At 72.7% G+C, this 17642-nt stretch carries 11 protein-coding genes; 7 read left to right on the top strand and 4 right to left on the bottom strand.

The window, feature by feature from the left end; translation table 11 throughout:
- Positions 1-102 precede the first annotated feature (102 nt).
- Positions 103-1656, top strand: coding sequence for a polysaccharide biosynthesis protein (locus RGI145_RS14705; protein WP_075798927.1), 1554 nt, complete (start codon positions 103-105; stop codon positions 1654-1656).
- A gap of 43 nt (positions 1657-1699) precedes the next feature.
- Here RGI145_RS14705 and RGI145_RS14700 read toward each other — a convergent pair whose 3' ends face one another.
- Together RGI145_RS14700 and RGI145_RS14695 are read right to left on the bottom strand one after the other, a co-directional pair.
- Positions 1700-2719, bottom strand: a complete 1020-nt coding sequence (locus RGI145_RS14700) for a P1 family peptidase (RefSeq protein ID WP_083670769.1) — start codon at positions 2717-2719, stop codon at positions 1700-1702.
- Positions 2712-4325: an ABC transporter substrate-binding protein gene (locus RGI145_RS14695; RefSeq protein WP_075798926.1), complete on the bottom strand. Its 1614-nt coding sequence runs from the start codon at positions 4323-4325 to the stop codon at positions 2712-2714. The genes RGI145_RS14700 and RGI145_RS14695 overlap by 8 nt, the downstream gene beginning before the upstream one ends.
- Positions 4326-4674: 349 nt before the next feature.
- Between RGI145_RS14695 and ptsP the strand changes: the two genes are divergently transcribed.
- The 4 genes from ptsP to RGI145_RS14675 all read left to right on the top strand — a co-directional run bounded on the left by ptsP (position 4675) and on the right by RGI145_RS14675 (position 11646).
- Positions 4675-7188, top strand: a complete 2514-nt coding sequence (gene ptsP, locus RGI145_RS14690) for a phosphoenolpyruvate--protein phosphotransferase (protein ID WP_075798925.1) — start codon at positions 4675-4677, stop codon at positions 7186-7188.
- Positions 7178-8143, top strand: coding sequence for a 1-phosphofructokinase (gene pfkB / locus RGI145_RS14685; RefSeq protein ID WP_075798924.1), 966 nt, complete (start codon positions 7178-7180; stop codon positions 8141-8143). The genes ptsP and pfkB overlap by 11 nt, the downstream gene beginning before the upstream one ends.
- Before the next feature lie 90 nt (positions 8144-8233).
- Positions 8234-10000, top strand: a complete 1767-nt coding sequence (locus RGI145_RS14680) for a fructose-specific PTS transporter subunit EIIC (protein ID WP_075798923.1) — start codon at positions 8234-8236, stop codon at positions 9998-10000.
- 113 nt (positions 10001-10113) lie between these two features.
- On the top strand, positions 10114-11646 hold the full coding sequence (locus RGI145_RS14675; protein ID WP_075798922.1) for a CYTH and CHAD domain-containing protein: 1533 nt from the start codon (positions 10114-10116) through the stop codon (positions 11644-11646).
- A gap of 69 nt (positions 11647-11715) precedes the next feature.
- Here RGI145_RS14675 and RGI145_RS14670 read toward each other — a convergent pair whose 3' ends face one another.
- Positions 11716-13401, bottom strand: coding sequence for an electron transfer flavoprotein-ubiquinone oxidoreductase (locus RGI145_RS14670; RefSeq protein ID WP_075800090.1), 1686 nt, complete (start codon positions 13399-13401; stop codon positions 11716-11718).
- Between the two features lie 109 nt (positions 13402-13510).
- Between RGI145_RS14670 and RGI145_RS14665 the strand changes: the two genes are divergently transcribed.
- Together RGI145_RS14665 and RGI145_RS14660 are read left to right on the top strand one after the other, a co-directional pair.
- A complete protein-coding gene (locus RGI145_RS14665) occupies positions 13511-14461 on the top strand; it encodes a uracil-DNA glycosylase (RefSeq protein WP_075798921.1) in 951 nt (316 codons plus the stop codon).
- A 299-nt stretch (positions 14462-14760) separates the two neighbouring features.
- On the top strand, positions 14761-16653 hold the full coding sequence (locus tag RGI145_RS14660; protein ID WP_237183084.1) for a lytic transglycosylase domain-containing protein: 1893 nt from the start codon (positions 14761-14763) through the stop codon (positions 16651-16653).
- A gap of 85 nt (positions 16654-16738) precedes the next feature.
- Here the strand turns inward: RGI145_RS14660 and RGI145_RS14655 are convergent, their stop codons facing one another.
- The gene (locus tag RGI145_RS14655; RefSeq protein ID WP_075798919.1) at positions 16739-17638 is read right to left on the bottom strand and encodes a LysR family transcriptional regulator; all 900 of its coding nucleotides are present in this window, start codon (positions 17636-17638) and stop codon (positions 16739-16741) included.
- Positions 17639-17642 lie beyond the last annotated feature (4 nt).

Raw genomic sequence — 17642 nt, 5'->3', positions numbered from 1 at the left:
ATGAGCCCATGTATGCTGCATTGCGGAAACTGAGAGTTACAAAGCTTTCGTGCCGCACTGTCCTTGTGCAGGACACGTTGCTCCAACAGGGCGATTGATTCGATGCCGCAAAGCAGCGCCGACCTGATTCAGCAGATCATCGCCCTGGCGCCTGATGGCAGCGCTGGCCTGGATGGGGCAGCGACCGAGACCCTGAAGGTTCTGACGCGGCGCCTCCTGGCCGCCCGGGAGGCCGAGGGCGGGCTGGACGAGGACCCGCTGGAACTCGCCATGACCCGCAATGTGGAGCTGCACCGCGACGCGGCGTTGGCGCGGCTGGCCGGGCGCCGGATCCTGGTCACTGGCGGCGCCGGCTCCGTCGGCACGCGGCTGCGCCAGTTGCTGCAGGGCTTCGGGCCGGCCGCGCTGTTCAGCCTGGACATCGCCCCGCATCACGGGGAGGGTGTCGGCATCACCGCCGATATCCGCGACATGGCGGCGCTCGATGCCGCCTTCCGCGAGACGCGGCCCGAGGTGGTCTTCCACCTGGCCGCGATCCGCGAGCCGGGCCGGGCCGAGGCCGTGGTGCGCGAGGCGGTGGAAACCAATGTCTTCGGCAGCGGCAACGTCATCGAGGCCTGCCGGCGCCATGGCGTGCGGGTGGCGGTCTATTCCTCGACCGGCAAATGCTTCGCCTATGTGACCGACCACGTCTATACCGCCACCAAGAAGCTGGCCGAGGCGCAGTGGATGCGCGCCGCGCGCCGCGCGGCGGCTGAGCGGGCAGCCAAGCGGGCAGACGGGGCGGAGGCGACGCATTTCGCCGTCACGCGCTTCACCCATGTGCTGGAGAACGGCATCATCGCCGCCGACATCCAGGCGGGGATCGAGGCTGGGATGATCGGCCTGCATGGGCCGGACCGGCATTTCAACGTGCAGAACCTGCGGCAGGCGACGCATCTCCTGGTCAATGCCGCGGCGCTCGCCGGCAACGGGCCGGTGGATGCCTTCTGGAGCGCGGTGGATCTCGGCTGGCCGGTGAACACGCTGGACCTCGCCCTGTTCAAGATCCGGCGCAGCGGCCGCGATGTCGGCGTACGGTTCCTGGGCGTGCCGAAGGGCTATGACGAATCCTTCTACCGCGGCCAGTTCGACTGGAGCGGCCTCTACGAGTACCACCCGCTGATCAATGCGCTGGAGGCGCCGCAGGGCTTCGCCGACAGCAGCGGCACCATGGTGGGTGCTCGCGTCGGCGTGGTGCCGGATGCGGTGCTGACGCAGGAGCTGCAGCATCTGCGCCAGGTGGTGGATGGTGCCGAGGGTGCGCCCGGCACGGTGAAGCAGGCGCTGCTGGCCGCGGTCACTGCGACGACCGGTGCCGTCTTCGCCACGACGCCGCCCGACCGCCTGCTGAACGTACTCTGGTGGGGCACCGCCCCGGCCTGGGCCGGCCCTGGCGCCGACACGGCGGCCCGCTACCGCAACGTGATCGCGCTCCTGACCGATGCGCTGATCCCCGCCGTCGCCGAGGGCCATTTCGCGGCCTGCCCGGCCCAGTGCGGCAAGCTGGCCGAGATCGCCGTCACGCTCGCCCGGATCGGCGGGCTGGAGGAGCGTGCCGCGCAGCTTTCCGCGCTGCTGCCGGCCAGGAACATGGCCGACGCGGCCCATGACTGACACCCGGTGACAGGCTCCTGAGGCGGGAGGTCCCGCCGGGTCGTCACCCCCCGAAACGCTCGCGCCAGGAAGGCTGCGCGCCCGGATAGGGTAGCGCCGTCGCCTCGAAGACCCCGCGTGCCACCGCCCGGGCCATGGCGATGGTCGCCGCATGGCCGAGCAGGGTCAGGTCGCGCAGCGGGTTCGCCAACGGCACCTCCCCCGTGGCGGCGGCGAAGATTGTATCGCCGTCGTTCGGCGCATGGGCGGGCAGGATGGCGCGGGCCAGCCCGTCATCCGCCATGCTGGCGAGGCGCGCGGCCTGGGCCTTGGTCAGCGCGGCATTGGTGGCGATCAGCCCGATCGTGGTGGCGGTGCCGGGGCCGCCCTTGAAGCGCGGCCGCAGGTGTTCCGGCGCGAAGCGGGCGGGCAGGCCGCGGCCGCCGAATTCCCCGTCCCGCTCGAAGGGGGCGGACCAGAACCATGGGCCTTCCCCGACCAGGGGGGAACCGACCGCGTTCACCGCCACGATGGCCGCGACGACATGGCCGCTCTCGCTCAGCAGGCTGGCGGAGCCGATCCCGCCCTTGACCAGCGGCGTGGTGGCGCCCGTCCCGGCCCCGACGCTGCCGAGTGCGAAGCCATGGCCGGAGTCCTGGCCGGCGGCCTCCATCGCGGCGGCGTAGCCGAGCTCGCGATAGGGCGGGAAGCGGCCCCAGTCCTTGTCGCCGCCATTGCGCAGGTCGAACAGGATGGCCTGCGGCGCCAGCGGGATGGTGATGCCGGCGAAGTTCTGCCCGCGCCCCAGCTCGCGCAGCGCCGCCTGCACCCCGGTCCCGGCATCGAGGCCGAAGGTGGAGCCGCCAGACAGAACGATCCCGTCCACCTTCTCCACCGTCTTGTCGAGCGCCAGCAGCTCCGTGTCGCGCGAGCCTGGGGCGCCGCCACGCATGCTGACGGCGGCGGTAGCGCCACCGGCGAAAAGGATCGCAGTGACGCCCGAGCCGAGGGCGAGGTCCGTGGCATGGCCGACGGTGATGCCGGGGATGTCGGTGATCAGGTTCAGTGGTGGTGCATCAGGCACGGCGGGTGCTCCAGAACAGGACGAAGCCCTTGGGGATGTCCACGATCTCCCGCCGGAAGACGGTGGAGGCGAGCATCTGGCCGAGCGGGATATAGGGCACGTCGCGGAAGGCCTGTTCCTGGATGCGCGCCGCGATGGCCTTCTGCGCCGCCGCGTCGGGCGCGGCGAGCCATTCGTCGCGCAGGGATTCCAGCGCCTCGCTGCGCGGCCAGCCGGTGGCCATGCCGTTGCCGCGCAGATAGCTGTGCACGGCGGGATTGATCTGGTCGATGCCGGACCAGAAGGTGCCGAAGACGCTCCAGCCGCCCGCCCCGACCGGGTCGCGCTTGGGCAGGCGCTGCACCATCGAGCCCCAGTCCATCGCCTGTTCGTCGAGGTTCATCCCGAGCCGGCGCAGCAGGTCGGCGGTGACATCCGCCAGGGCCTTCAGCGTCGGGAAGTCCGAGGGCGAGAGCAGAACCACCTTCTGGCCGTCATAGCCCGCCTCGGCCAGGGCCCGGCGGGCCGCCGCGAGGTCGCGCGGGCCGGTGAGCGACGCCATCCCGGCATCGCTGGCCAGCGGCGAGACCGGCGGGAAATAGCCGACGCCGTCGCTCCAGTTGCTCCGGTCGGTGCCGGCCACGGCGGTCATGTAGTCGGCCTGCGACACGGCGCCGAGCAGGGCGCGGCGGATGGCCGGGTTGTCGAAGGGCGGGTTCAGGTGGTTGAAGCGCAGGCAGCCGACATAGCCGGCGACATCGCGCTGCGCGACGGTGAGCTTCGCGTCCTGGCGCAGCATGGGCAGCAGGTCGGCGGTCGGGTTCTCCCACCAGTCCATCTCGCCCGCGCGCATGGCATTGGCGGCGGTCGCGGCGTCGGGCAGGACATGCCATTCCACGCGGTCGAAATGCACCCGCTTCGGCCCGGCGGTGAAGTCGGCGGGGCCGCCCGCCTCGTCCTCCGGCCGCGGCACGTACTGCTCGTGGCGCGCATAGACGACGCGCGAACCCGCCACGCGCTCCTGGGCCAGGAAGCGGAAGGGGCCGCTGCCCACCATCTCCGTCACCTGGGTGAAGGGATCGGTCTTCGCCAGGCGCTCCGGCATGATGGCACAGATCGCGGAACCCGCCTTGCCCAGCGCATCCGGCAGGAGCGGGAAGGGGCGCTTCAGGCGGAAGCGGATCACCCGGTCGCCCTCGGCGGAAAGTTCCTCCGTCGCCGCCATCAGCGTCTGGCCGAACCCGTCGCGCGCGCCCCAGCGGCGGATGGAGGCGACGCAGTCCCGCGCCAGCACCGGCTCCCCGTCATGGAAGCGCAGGCCTTCGCGCAGCGTCAGGCGCCAGTCCAGCCCGTCCGGCGAGACCTCGTGCCCTGCCACCATCTGCGGCCGGGCGCGGAAGGCGCTGTCCATGCCGTAGAGCGTATCGAAGACCATCAGCGCGTGGTTGCGCGTGACATAGGCCGTGCTCCAGATGGGATCGAGCACGGCGAGGTCGGATTGTGGCACGAAGCGCAGCACGGAGCCGCCGGACGACGCGGCCCGGGCGCGGACGAGGCCCGGCAGGGCCAGGGGAGGGACGGCCAGGCCCGCCGCCAGGGAGGTTGCCAGGAGCCCGCGGCGACGCATGCCGTATCCTCTTCCACCCATCGTGACCGGCCGCGCGGGAGGTGCGCGGCGGTGCGGCAGGGTGGCAGCCGGGAGGAGGGGCGTCCATAGGTGCCGCTCCCTCCGGAGCAAGCGGAGGAAAGGGCGGCCACGATGGCCGAAGGTGCTTCCCACGGGCTTTTGCGCCCATGATCCGGTCCGTCGCCAGGCCAGCCGGAAATGTCCCAATTGCCTGGTGCTGTTCCGCCATTTACGACAAGGTTCGGGCTACGGGGCGGCTGGCGGCGGATGGGCGGACCCGATGGACGGGGGCCCCTGGAGGCCCCGCCGGTTCCGGGCGCCACACCGTGACCAAGGGACGCCAGCACACGTGATCCTTTCCGCCGAACGCATCCGCCTCGACGCGAAGCCGGAGTCCAAGGACGAGGCCATCCGGCAGGCGGCCCAGCTCCTCGTGGACACGGGCGCCATCGCGCCCGCCTATGTGGAGAGCATGCTGCGCCGGGAGGGCGAGGCCGAGACCTATCTCGGCGACGGCATCGCCATTCCGCATGGCCAGCGCAACGACCGGAACCTGATCCACAGCACCGCCATCTCCGTGCTCCAGGTGCCGCAGGGCGTGGACTGGGGCGAGGACAAGGCCCGGCTGGTGGTGGCCATCGCCGCCCAGGGCGACGAGCATATCGAGGTGCTGCGCCGCCTGACCGAAGTCCTGGGCGACAGCGCGCTCGCTGAGCGGCTCGCCACCACGCGCGATCCCGGGCTGATCCTGCGCACGCTGGACCCCGACGCGGCACCGGCCGGGGCCCCCGCCCCCGCCATGCCGCCGGCGGCTTCCCTGGAAGCCTCGGGCGAGGGCTTCTCCATCGGCGTGCAGGCGCCGGGCGCCGCCGGGCTGCACGCCCGCCCGGCCCGCGCGCTGGCCGGCATCGCCAAGCGCTACGATGCCGCCGTCGAGATCCGCCACGGCGAGCGCCGGGCCGATGCGAAGAGCATGATCTCGCTGCTGCAGCTCGGCGCCGGGGCGAATGCCCAGCTCACCGTCACCGCCCATGGCCCGCAGGCCGCCGAGGCGCTGGAGGCGGTGCGCGCGGGCTTCGTCGCCGGGCTGGGGGAGGGGGATGACGACCACGCTCCCGCCGACCGCGCCCCGGAGGCCGTGGCCCCGGTGGCCGAGGAGGGGGCCATCGCCGGCCTGCCCGCCAGCCCCGGCGTCGCGATCGGCGTGATCTTCCGCCACCGCTCCGAGAGCGCGGGCTATGCCGAGACGGCCGCCGACCCGGCCGCCGAGCGCGCGGCGCTGGACGGCGCGCTGGCCGAGGCCAAGGCCGAGCTGCGCCAGGTGGCGGCGGACATGACCACGCGCATCGGCGCCAAGCACGCCGCGATCTTCGGCGCGCATGAGGAGTTCCTGGAGGACCCGGAGCTGCTGGCCGATGCCCGGATGCGGATCGAGAAGGGCGCCTCCGCCCCGGCCGCCTGGGACGGCGCCACCGCCTCCCGCGCCGAGGCGCTGGTGGCGCTGGGCGACCCGTTGCTGGCGGAGCGCGCCAACGACCTGAAGGACGTCTCCCGCCGCGTGCTGCGGCGCCTCACCGGCGCCAGCGGCGATCCCGACATCTCCGTCCCGCTGCCCGAGCGCGCGGTGGTGGTGGCCGAGGACCTGACCCCCTCCGAGACCGCCGGGCTCGACCCGATGCGGGTGGTGGGGCTGGTGACGGCGGCGGGCGGGCCCACGGCGCATACCGCCATCCTGGCGCGCGCCCTGGGCATCCCCGCCATCGTCGCCGCGGGCCCCGCCGTGATGGAGCTGCCGGACGGCACGCCGGTGATCGTGGATGGCGACCGCGGCCTGCTGCGCCCCGATCCGGACGCGGCGCAGATCGCCGCGGCGGAGAAGGCCATCGCCAGCGGGCGCGACCGCGCCGCCGCCGCCAAGGCCGCCGCCTTCCGTCCCGCCGTGACGCGGGACGGGCACCGGGTGGAGGTCGCGGCCAATTGCCGCAAGCCGGAGGAGGCGGTGGAGGCCGTGGCCGCCGGCGCCGAGGGCACCGGGCTGGTGCGCTCCGAGTTCTTGTTCGACGACCGCGCCGAGCCGCCGACCGAGGACGAGCAGTTCGAGATCTACCGCAAGCTGGCCGAGGGCTTCGGCGGGCTGCCGGTGGTGCTGCGGACGCTGGATGCGGGTGGCGACAAGCCGCTGCGCTTCGTGCGCCACCCGGCCGAGGCCAATCCCTTCCTGGGCCTGCGTGGCCTGCGCCTCTGCCTCGCCAATCCGGCGCTGTTCCGGCCGCAGATCCGTGCCGCCCTGCGCGCGGCGAAGCATGGCGACATCCGCATCATGCTGCCGATGGTGGACGGGCTCGCCGACCTGCGCGCCGCCAAGGCGCTGATCGAGGAGGAGCGCCGCGCCCTGATCGCCCCGCCGGTCGAGGTGGGCATCATGGTCGAGGTCCCCGCCGCCGCGGTGATGGCCGACCAGCTCGCCGCCGAGGCGGATTTCTTCTCCATCGGCACCAACGACCTGACGCAGTACACGCTGGCGGTGGACCGGCTGCACCCGACGCTGGGCGCGCGCTCGGACGCGCTGGACCCGGCGGTGCTGCGGCTGATCGACATGACGGTGAAGGCCGCCCATGCGCGCGGCCGCTGGGTCGGCGTCTGCGGCAACATGGCGGCGGACCCGGTGGCTGCGCCGATCCTGGTGGGCCTCGGAGTGGACGAGCTGTCGGTCTCCATCCCCAACGTGGCGGCGCTGAAGGCGCAGATCCGCGGCCTCAGCCGCACCGAGGCCGAGCGTCTGGCGCGCACCGCGCTGAACTGCGCCACCGCCGCCGAGGTCCGGGCCCTGCCCGTGGCGCGGGAGATGGCCCATGCCGCCTGAAGCCAGTCAGGTCGGGGCCAGCAAGGGCGGGGTCATCGCCACGGTCACGCTGAACCCGGCCATGGACTTCACCGTGATGCTGGACCGGCTGGAGCCGGGCGAGGTCAACCGCGCCCGGGGGGCGGAGATGCGCCCGGCGGGCAAGGGCGTGAACGTTTCCGCCATGCATGCCGTGCTGGGGCAGCGCAGCGCCGCGACGGGGCTGATGCCGCGCCTCGATGCGGATGCCTATGCCCGCTACCTCGCCGGCATGGGGGTGGAGGACGCCTTCCACCGCGTGCCGGGCCGGGCGCGCATCAACGTCAAGCTGGTGGAAGGTGGCGACGGGCGCGTCACCGATGTGAACACGCCGGGGCCCGAGGCGCCGGCGGATGCGCTGGATGGGGTGCTGGCCCGGCTCGATGCCGTCGCCCCGGCCATCGTGGTGCTGTCCGGCAGCCTGCCGCCCGGTCTCGCCCCGGATGCCTGGGCGGTGCTGGCGAAGGCGCAGCGTGCCGCCGGGCGGCTGGTGCTGCTGGACACCAGCGGCGCGGCCCTCGGCCCGGCGCTGGAGGCCGGGGTGGACCTGATCAAGCCCAACCGCGACGAGCTGGGCGCGCTGCTGGGCCGCCGGCTGGAAGGGCGCGAGGCGGTCCTGGCCGCGGCGGCGGAGATGCGGGGGCGGGGCATCGCCCGCGTCATCGTCTCCGCGGGCGGCGATGGGGCGCTCTTCGCGCTGCCGGAGGGGATGCTCTGGGCCACGCCGCCGAAGGTGCCGCTGACCACCACAGTGGGCGCGGGCGATTCCATGGTGGCGGGGCTTTCCGCCGCGCTGGCCCGGGGGCTGGAGCCGGAACCCATGGCGCGCCTCGCCACGGCCTGCGCCGCCGCCGCCGTCTCCCGCTCCACGGGCGGGATGCCGGACCGTTCCACGATCGAACGGCTTGCCGAAGCCGTGCGGATCGAGAAGCTGTAATCCAGGCGCCACGGACAGGCTGCCTCCACCGGGCGATACCGGCCGGAGGCGGCCTTTCCGGCGCCATTCAGTCCTGAGGGGGACAACTGCATGACCCGGCTGACCGCCGTGATCCGGCATGCCGCCAGCCCGCCCCATGCCGCCATGGCGGCCGAGGCGCTGCGCGAGGCTGCCGAGAGAAGCCATGTCGAGCTGTCGCTCGATACGGGCGAGGGAAGCCCCGTCCGCGACGGGCATGGGGAGGCGGATGCCGTCCTCCTGGTGGGCGATGCCACGGCGGAGGCGGCGCGCTTCGCCGGCCGGCCGCTGATCGCCACCACGGTGGTGGAGGCGATCCGCCATCCGGAAACCGCGCTGCGCTCGGCGGCGGCGCTGGCGAACCTGCCCCGGCCACCGGTCGTGGCACCCGTCGCCACGGCGCCTGCCGGTGCCATCGCCGGCGCGGCGGTGGCTGCTGCCTCCGGCCCGAAGAAGCTGGTGGGCATCACCGCCTGTCCGACGGGCATCGCGCACACCTTCATGGCCGCCGCCGCGTTGGAGAAGGCGGCGAAGGCGCTGGGCCATGAGATCAAGGTCGAGACCCAGGGTTCGGTCGGCGCCAAGAATCAACTCACCCCGGAGGAGATCGCCGCCGCCGACGCGGTGGTGATCGCCGCCGATACCGGCGTGGACACCGGCCGCTTCGACGGCAAGCGCATCGTCATCACCGGCACCAACGAGGCGCTGCGCGGCGGTCAGGACCTGATCAGGCGCGCGCTGGTCGCCGAACCCCAGGGTGGGGCGGCGGCTTCGGGCGCGGCGCCGACCCCGGCCAAGCCGGCGGGCAAGGGCACCGGGCGCGGCGCCTACAAGCACCTGATGACCGGCGTGTCCTACATGATCCCGCTGGTCACGGCGGGCGGCCTTTGCATCGCCATCTCCTTCGCCTTCGGCATCGAGGCGTTCAAGGAGCCGGGCTCTCTGGCCGAGGCCTTCTTCAACATCGGCGCCAAATCGGCCCTGGCGCTGATGGTGCCGGTGCTGGCGGCCTTCATCGCCTTTTCCATCGCCGACCGGCCCGGACTGGCGCCGGGCTTCGTCGGCGGCATGCTGGCCAATCTCGTCGGCGCCGGCTTCCTGGGCGGTATCGCGGCCGGCTTCCTGGCCGGCTATGTCGCGAAATGGCTGCGCGACAGCCTGCCCTTCCCGGACAGCCTGGAAGGGCTGAAACCCGTGCTGGTGATCCCGCTGATCGCGTCGATCGTCGTCGGCATGCTGATGATCTATGTGATCGGCACGCCGATCGCGGCGCTGCTCGCCTGGCTGACCGAGACGCTGCGCTCCATGGGCACCACCAACGCCGTGCTGCTGGGGCTGATCCTCGGCGCCATGATGGCGGTGGACATGGGCGGGCCGGTGAACAAGGCGGCCTATGCCTTCGGCGTCGGGCTGCTGGGCAGCGACACCTTCGGCCCGATGGCGGCGATCATGGCCGCCGGCATGACGCCGCCGCTGGGCATCGCGCTGGCGACCTTCATCGCCCGCAACCGCTTCGGGCAGGAGGAGCGCGATGCGGGCAAGGCGGCCTTCGTGCTTGGCCTCGCCTTCATCAGCGAGGGGGCGATCCCCTTCGCGGCCAAGGACCCGCTGCGCGTGATCCCGGCGCTGATCGCTGGTTCGGCGGTGACGGGGGCGCTGTCCATGCTGTTCGGCTGCACGCTGCGGGCGCCGCATGGCGGCATCTTCGTGGTGGGCATCCCCGGCGCGGTGGGCAATCCGCTGGGCTATCTCGTGGCGATCGTGGTCGGCACGGTGATCACCGGCCTCGCCGTCGCGGTGCTGAAGCGCAACAGCCCGGCGGAGGCGGTGGCGGCCTGACAGCCGCGAGAAGAGACGCACGGGCACAACCGTGCGTCTCTTTGATGACAGATTATTGAAATTTTAAAGACTGTCTCGGTCGTCCGGGGGCGCCATGACATTCTGCCTGGACGATGGCAGATCATGATGAAGAAGCTCCGCGGGAACTGGAGATCAAGCTCCTCCTGCCGGATGGCTACGGCGACACCTTTCCGGATCTCGATGCGTTCCGCGGCCTGATCCCGGCCGAGCGTCACCAGGTCACCACCTATTTCGACACCACCGACCGCCGCCTGCTGAAGGAAGGCATGGCCCTGCGCCTGCGCCGAGGCGGCGCGCGCACCCTGCAGACCCTGAAGACCGCCAGCGACGGCAGCACCTTCGGGCGCGGCGAATGGGAGGCGCCGGTCGAGGGGAAGGTTCCGGACCCTGCCCTGCTGCGTGGCACGCCCGCCGAGCCCCTGCTGCCCGAGGGCACGGCCCTGAGGCCGGTCTTCGAGACGCGGGTGCGGCGGCTGCGCTGCGACCTCGCCCCCGGGGAGGATGTGCGGATCGAGGCCGTGCTGGACCTGGGCGAGATCCGGGCCGGCAAGCGCCGCGAGCCGATCCGCGAGATGGAGCTGGAGCTCCAGCAGGGTTCCGCCATCGCGCTCTACCGGCTGGCCTCGGAGGTGCTGCTCGCCGTGCCGGGCGCGCTGCTGTCCACCGAAAGCAAGGCCGCACGCGGCTGGCAGCTCGCCGCCAAGGCGCCGCGCCGGGCCGAGAAGGCCGGGGAGGTGACGCTGCGGCCGGAGATGACGGTGGCCGAGGCGGTGAGGGCCGTCATCGGTTCGTGCCTCCGCCAGCTCATGGCCAACGAGCCGCTGGCCCGGACCGGCGCGGCGGATGGCAGCCGGATGGAGGGTGTGCACCAGATGCGGGTCGCCATCCGCCGGCTGCGGGCGGGGCTGCGCCTCTTCGGCCCGCTGCTGGAGCCGCATGCCACGGCCCGGTTCGAGGGTGAGCTGCGGCGGCTGGGGCAGGTCCTGGGCGCGGTACGGGATTGGGACGTCTTCTGTGAGGAGACCCTGCCCGAGGCCGGCAAGGAGGCGGGCACGGCGGAGTGGATCGCCCTGCTGCGCCCCGCTGCCGAGGAGTGCCGCGCGGAGGCCCATGCCGACATGCTGGAGGAGCTTCGCCGGCCGGCGCTGGGTGCGCTGGTGCTGGGCCTCGCCGGTTGGGCGGAGGATCCGGCCGTGCTGGGCGGGGCGGCGGTGGGCAAGCCCCTGGCCGAGGTCGCGCCCGAACTGCTGGAAGGTGCCGCCCGCAAGGTCCGCCGGCGCGGCAGGAAGATCCGGCAGCGCTCGATGGAGGAGCTGCATGGGCTGCGCAAGGCGCTGAAGCGGCTGCGCTATGGCCTGGAGTTCCTGTCCGGCCTCTGTCCCGACAAGGCGCTGCGGCGCTACCTCCAGGGCTGCAAGGAGTTGCAGGAGGATCTGGGCGGGCTGAACGATGCCGTGACCGCCACGGCCATGGCGGAGAAGCTGGTGGCGCGCCGTGGCACGGAACTGGCGCCCGCCATGGCCGGGCTGGCGCAATGGGCCGAGGCGCGCCGCGCGGCAGCCGTCGCCCGGCTGCCTGCCGACTGGAAGGCCTTCCGCGACCTGCCCCTGCCGTTGGAGGACTGATCCCGGGGGGAGGGCGGCCGCCCGCCCGATCCGGCTTCCGGCCCTGTCGTGCGCCGGAAGCCGGTGTTTCTACATCCCGCCGATGTAGTTGGGTCCGCCGCCGCCTTCCGGAGTGGTCCAGACGATGTTCTGGGTGGGGTCCTTGATATCGCAGGTCTTGCAGTGGACGCAGTTCTGGCTGTTGATCACCAGCCGGGCGGCGGCATCCCCGGCCTCGACCTCGGCATTCCCGCCATCCGGGCCCTCGGTGGCCTGAGGGTCAGGTTCGCCCTTCAGCTCGCGCTCCGCCTCCGGCCCGACCGCCTCATAGACGGCGGCGGGGCAGTAGCGGCTCTCGGGGGAGCGGAAACGGTCCCAGTTCACCGCCTTCCAGCGCGACGGATCCTTGAGCTTCAGGTGGACCGGCTGGTCCTCTTCGTGGTTGGTGTTGCTCAGGAAGACGCTGGACAGCCGGTCGAAGCTCAGCACCCCGTCCGGCTTCGGGTAGCGGATGCGCTCCGACTTGCTGGCATCGCGCAGCGTCTCGTGGTCCGCGTGGTGCTTCATGGTCCAGGGCGCGCGGCCCTTGAACACATAGGTGTCGAGCGCCGCATTGGCCATGCCGCCCCAGAAGCCCAGCTTGGCGAAGCCCGGGCGGATGTTGCGCACGCCCTTCAGCTCCTCGGCGATCCAGCTTTCCTGGATGCCGCGCGGATAGGCGTCGAGCACGGCGCGCCGGTCGCCGGCCAGTGCCTCAGCCACGGCCTCCGCCGCCACCATGCCGCTCTTCATGGCGAGGTGGGTGCCCTTGATCTTGGGTACGTTCAGGAAGCCCGCGCCGTCGCCGATCAGCAGCCCGCCGGGGAAGGCCAGCCGGGGGATGGCCTGCCAGCCGCCCTCGTTCAGCGCACGGGCGCCATAGGCGATGCGCTTGCCGCCCTCCAGGAACTTCCGCACCTCCGGATGGGTCTTGAAGCGCTGGAACTCCTCGAAGGGGGCCAGCCAGGGGTTGGGATAGTCCAGCCCGACCACGAAGCCGATCGAGACCAGGTTCTCGCCCAGCATGTAGAGCCAGGAGCCGCCATAGGTGTCCTTGGGCAGCGGCCAGCCGACCGAATGCCAGATCAGACCCGGCCTGTGCTTCTCCTTCGGGATCTCCCACAGCTCCTTGATGCCCAGCGCATAGGTCTGCGGCATGGCCTCGGCGCGCAGGTCGAAGACCTCTTCCAGCTTCCGGGTCAGCGAGCCGCGGCAGCCCTCGCCGAACAGCGTGTAGGTGGCGCGCAGCTCCATGCCCGGCTGGTAGTTCGGGCCTTCCTCGCCCTCGCGCGTGATGCCCATCACGCCGGCCACCACGCCCTTCACCTGCCCGTCCTCGATGATCGTTTCGGAGGCGGCGAAGCCCGGATAGATCTCGATCCCCAGCGCCTCGGCCTTCGCCCCCAGCCAGCGGCAGACATTGCCCAGGCTGACGATGTAGTTGCCGTGATTGTTCATCTGCGGCGGGGTGGGCAGCTTGAAGGCGCGCGTCCCGGTCAGGAGCATGAAGCGGTCGTCGGCCGCAGGCGTCGCCAGGGCCGGCGGGTCGTCCCGCCAGTCGGGGATCAGCTCGTCGAGCGCGCGCGGCTCGATCACCGCGCCGGAGAGGATATGGGCGCCGACCTCGGAGCCTTTCTCCACCACGCAGACCGTCGCGTCGGGCGCCACCTGCTTCAGCCGGATCGCTGCCGCCAGCCCCGTAGGGCCGGCACCCACGATCAGCACGTCGAATTCCATCGCTTCGCGTTCGGCCAAGGTCCCGCGCCCTCCGCTCTTTGTCCCAGGGGCAAGGGTGTAGCCTCGCCCCCGGTTGCGCGGAACCCCGTCCCGGGCCGATATCAGCGCCATGGATGACGCCGCGGATGCCCAGCAGGACGGGAACGCCTTACGCGAGGCGTTGCTGGCGGCGCTGTCGCTGCAACTCGGCTGGGGGGTGGACGAGGCGCTGCAAGCGGCGCCGCTCGACCGGACGGCGCCTCGCCCCGAGGCGGCCATGCCCGGCGTGGCAGCCAGCGCCACGGCCTGGCCCGCGCCCGGACGGGCGGCGTTGCCGGGACGCGACGCGGGGAGCGGCGCGGGGGCCGGAGAGGAGGCCGGTGGCAGCCTGTTTCCTGGCGAGGCCGTGCCGCCCCCCCCTGTGCCGCGCCGCCCGGCGCCCCGCCCAGCGGAGGTGCTGGTCCCCGCCGCCCTGCGCGCCGCCGATCTGGCGGCCGGCGCGGACAGCCTGGAGGCGCTGAAGGCGGCGATGGAGCGTTTCGACGCCAGCCTGCGCGATACGGCGACCAACATCGTCTTTTCCGACGGCGTGGCGGAAAGCGGGCTGATGCTGATCGGCGAGGCCCCCGGCGCCGACGAGGACCGGCTGGGCAAGCCTTTCGTCGGCGTCTCGGGGCGGCTGCTGGACCGCATGGTGGCGAGCATCGGCCTCGACCGCGCCCGCAACTTCTACCTCACCAACATCCTCTGCTGGCGGCCACCGGGGAACCGCACGCCCACGGACGCGGAGGTCTCGCTCTTCCTGCCCTTCGCCCGGCGGCATATCGCCCTGGCGCGCCCGCGGCATGTCGTCCTGCTGGGCGGCACGGCGGCCAAGGCCCTGCTGGGCGCGCGGGAGGGCATCACCCGCCTGCGCGGCCGCTGGCATCGGCTGGAGATCGAGGGGCTGGGCACGGTTCCGGCCCTGGCGACGCTGCACCCGGCCTATCTGTTGCGGCAGCCTTCGGCCAAGCGGGAAAGCTGGCAGGACCTGCTGATGTTGCGCCGGGCCCTGGATGGCGAGGTGCCCAAGGGGTTCTGAACACGGGGGCAAAACCGGAACGAATCGATTCGCGCAGTGTGGGGCGAAGCTCGTATAACGATTTTGTGAAGCTGAAAAGGCCAGTCGAGGAAAGGATCCTCGGCCGAGCGTCCCAATACGTGAGACGTTTCTCAGCGAAAGAGGGTTGTCACCGACCTCACGCCTCCGTTAACCGCTCCGGCATGGGAGTTCATCGCCGACGGACCTGGGACCAAAGGGACCTTTCCGACCTGCCTCGCCGTGCTCACGGCGTCACTCATCGCCGCCCCCGCCACAGCGTCCGCCATATGGCCCGGCGCATGGCTCATCTGGGCCTGCTGTTCCTCGCCACCGCCACCCTCGGCACGCCGATGGCCCTCCATCCCAGGCCTGCCCATGCCGCCTCGGCGCGGGAAGAGGCCGGCGGCCAGCGCAAGCCCCGCGCCGGCCAGGACAGGGCGGCCCGCACGGGCGCCTCGTCGCCGCTGCCCGGCAACCGCGAGGTGGCCCTGGCGCCCGCCCTCCGCCCCGGCACCACCGCCGGGCTGCCGGAGCCCCTGGCTGCCTCCGACGCCGCCCGGCTGCGGCGGATCTTCGACTTCCAGGCGCGAGGCGATGCCGCCAGCGCGGGGGTGGAGATCGAGTTCCTGCAGGACCGGCGGCTGGTCGGCCATGTCCTGGCCGACCGCTGGCTGCGCCGGATCGGCCCGGCCCCCGAGCCGGCCGAACTCCAGGCCTGGCTGGCCGCCCATGCGGACCATCCGGAGGCGCCGCAGGTCTATGCCCTGCTGGTGGAGCGCAGCCCGCGCGGCGCCAGCCTGCCGCCGCCTCCGCCCGACGCCACGCTCTCCTCGGCCACCGATATCGTGCCGGAGGAAAGCGTGCCCGCCGCCCGCAACGTGGCGCGCAACCCGGCGCTGGACCGCAGCGTGCGCGACCGCGCGGCGGCCGGGGATGCCAACGGGGCGCTGCGATTGATCAACGGCACGCGGGGCATGACGCCGGCCTATGCCGCGCTGCTCCAGGCCGATGTGGCGCTGGCGCTGTTCCAGGCGGGGCAGGACGAGGAAGCCTTCCGCATCGCCGCCCAGGCGGTACGCGGCAGCCCCAGCCACGCCCAGGCCGCCTTCGTGGCCGGGCTGGCCGCCTGGGGCCACAATGTCTTCGACGTGGCGCTGCCCTATTTCGAGGCGGCGGCGCGGGCCGACGACGCGCCCGCCGTGCTGCGCTCCGCCGCTGCCTTCTGGACGGCGCGGGCCGCCGTCCGGGCGCGGCAGCCGCAGCTCTACGTGTCCTGGATGCTCCAGGCGGCGCAGGAGCCGCGCACCTTCTACGGCCTCGTGGCCCGGCGCGCCCTGGGCCTCAAGACCGACTTCGCCTGGGAGAAGGACGTGAACGGCGAGGCCGAGTCCGCCGCCCTGGCCGAGACCGCCGGCGGCTGGCGCGCGCTGGCGCTGTTGCAGATCGGGCAGAGGGAGCGGGCCGAGCAGGAGTTGCGCCGCCTCTGGCCGGCGGTGCAGGGCAACCCGACCCTGGCGCGTGCCTCGCTCGCCGTGGCGACGCAGGCGGGGATGACCGAGTTCGCCGCCCAGCTCGCCGGGCTGGCGCAGACGGCGGATGGACGGCCGCGCGACCTTGCCCGCTTCCCCGTGCCGAACCTGAAGCCGCTCGGCGGGTTCCGGGTCGATCCGGCCCTGGTCTATGCCATGGCCCGGCAGGAATCGAATTTCGACGCCGGCGCTGTTTCCCCGGTCGGGGCGCGTGGGCTGATGCAGGTGATGCCGGCCACGGCCTCCTTCATCACCGGCGATTCCTCGCTCGGCACCGCCGCCGGGGCGCAGCGGCTGCACGACCCGTCCTTCGGGCTGGAGCTCGGCCAGCGCTACCTGCTGCACCTGGCCTCACACGACGCGACGCAGGGCGGGCTGATCCGGGTGCTGGCGGCCTACAATGCCGGGCCGGGGCGGCTGCAGAGCTGGCAGCCCAACACCCAATACCGGGACGATCCCTTCCTCTTTATCGAGGCCATCCCGATCCCCGAGACGCGGCTCTACGTGCAGCGCGTCCTGGCCTATTCCTGGATCTATGCCAGCCGCCTCGGCCTGCCGGCGGAAAGCCTGGACGCCCTGGCCGCGGGCGCCTTCCCGCGCTTCCCCGGGGCAGGTGCGGCACCGGCCGGGAGCGCCGCCGTCCGGAAGGTCTCGGCGCGCTGAGTTGGCCGCCCCCGGGGGCAAGACGCTGCCTCGCCCCCGAGGCCGCCGCACGGGCACGACGCATCCCAGGAATTCGTGAAGGCTGCTATCGGGCTCCCTGGCTGGCGAAACACGCCTCCAGCGCCCGCAGCATCTCCCGCAGCCCGGGATGCCGCGGCTTGTCCCGCCGCATTACCAGGGCGAGCTGGCGTTCCAGCCCCGGCGAGAGGGGGCGTGCGGAAAGCCGGGCGCGGTCGCTGTCCCGCCACGCCATGCCCGGCAGGATGGCGTGGCCCAGCCCGGCGCCGACCAGTTCCTTGATGGCCTCGACGCTGCCCAGGGACATGCTGGGCACGGGGTGCAGCCCGGCGGCGGCGAACCATTCGTCCACCACCCGCCGCGTGTGGCCGCCGGGCTCGTAGAGCACCAGCGGCAGGGCGGCGACAGCCTCCGGCGTCAGCGAGGCGGGGGGCGGCGGCGATGAGGCGGGCGAGAAGAGCAGGAACCCGTCCGCCAGGGCCGGGGTGACGGCAAAGGCGCGGCCGGGGGCGGGCAAGGTGACGAGGCCGAGATCCAGCGCGTTCTCCTCGATCGCCTTCAGCACCTCGGCCGTGTTGCCCGTGCGGACGGTGATCTCCAGCGCCGGGAAGCGCTGCCGCAGCCCGCGCAGCACATCCGGCAGCAGGTAGATGCAGGCGGTGGCGCCGGTGCCGATGCGGACCCGCCCGGCCACGCCTTCGGCATGCGGCGCCAGCTCCTCCAGCGCCTCGCCCACCGCCTGCCCGATGCGCCGGGCATGGGTGAGGAGCGCCAGCCCGGCGGCGGTCGGCCCGGCGCGCCGCCCCACGCGCTCGATCAACCGGACGCCGAGGCGGCGTTCGAGCTGCCGGATCTGCAGGCTGATCGCCGGCTGGGTCAGGCCGCGCCGTTCCGCCGCGGCCGAGAAGCTGCCCAGCTCCACCACATCGGTGAAGCTGCGGAGCTGGTCGAGGCTGAGGTCGCGCATCCCA

Origin of the sequence: Roseomonas gilardii (assembly GCF_001941945.1) — a bacterium.
GTDB lineage: Bacteria > Pseudomonadota > Alphaproteobacteria > Acetobacterales > Acetobacteraceae > Roseomonas.
Note: the sequence above shows the minus strand (reverse complement) of the source record. Positions and strands in the feature narration are given on the sequence as shown.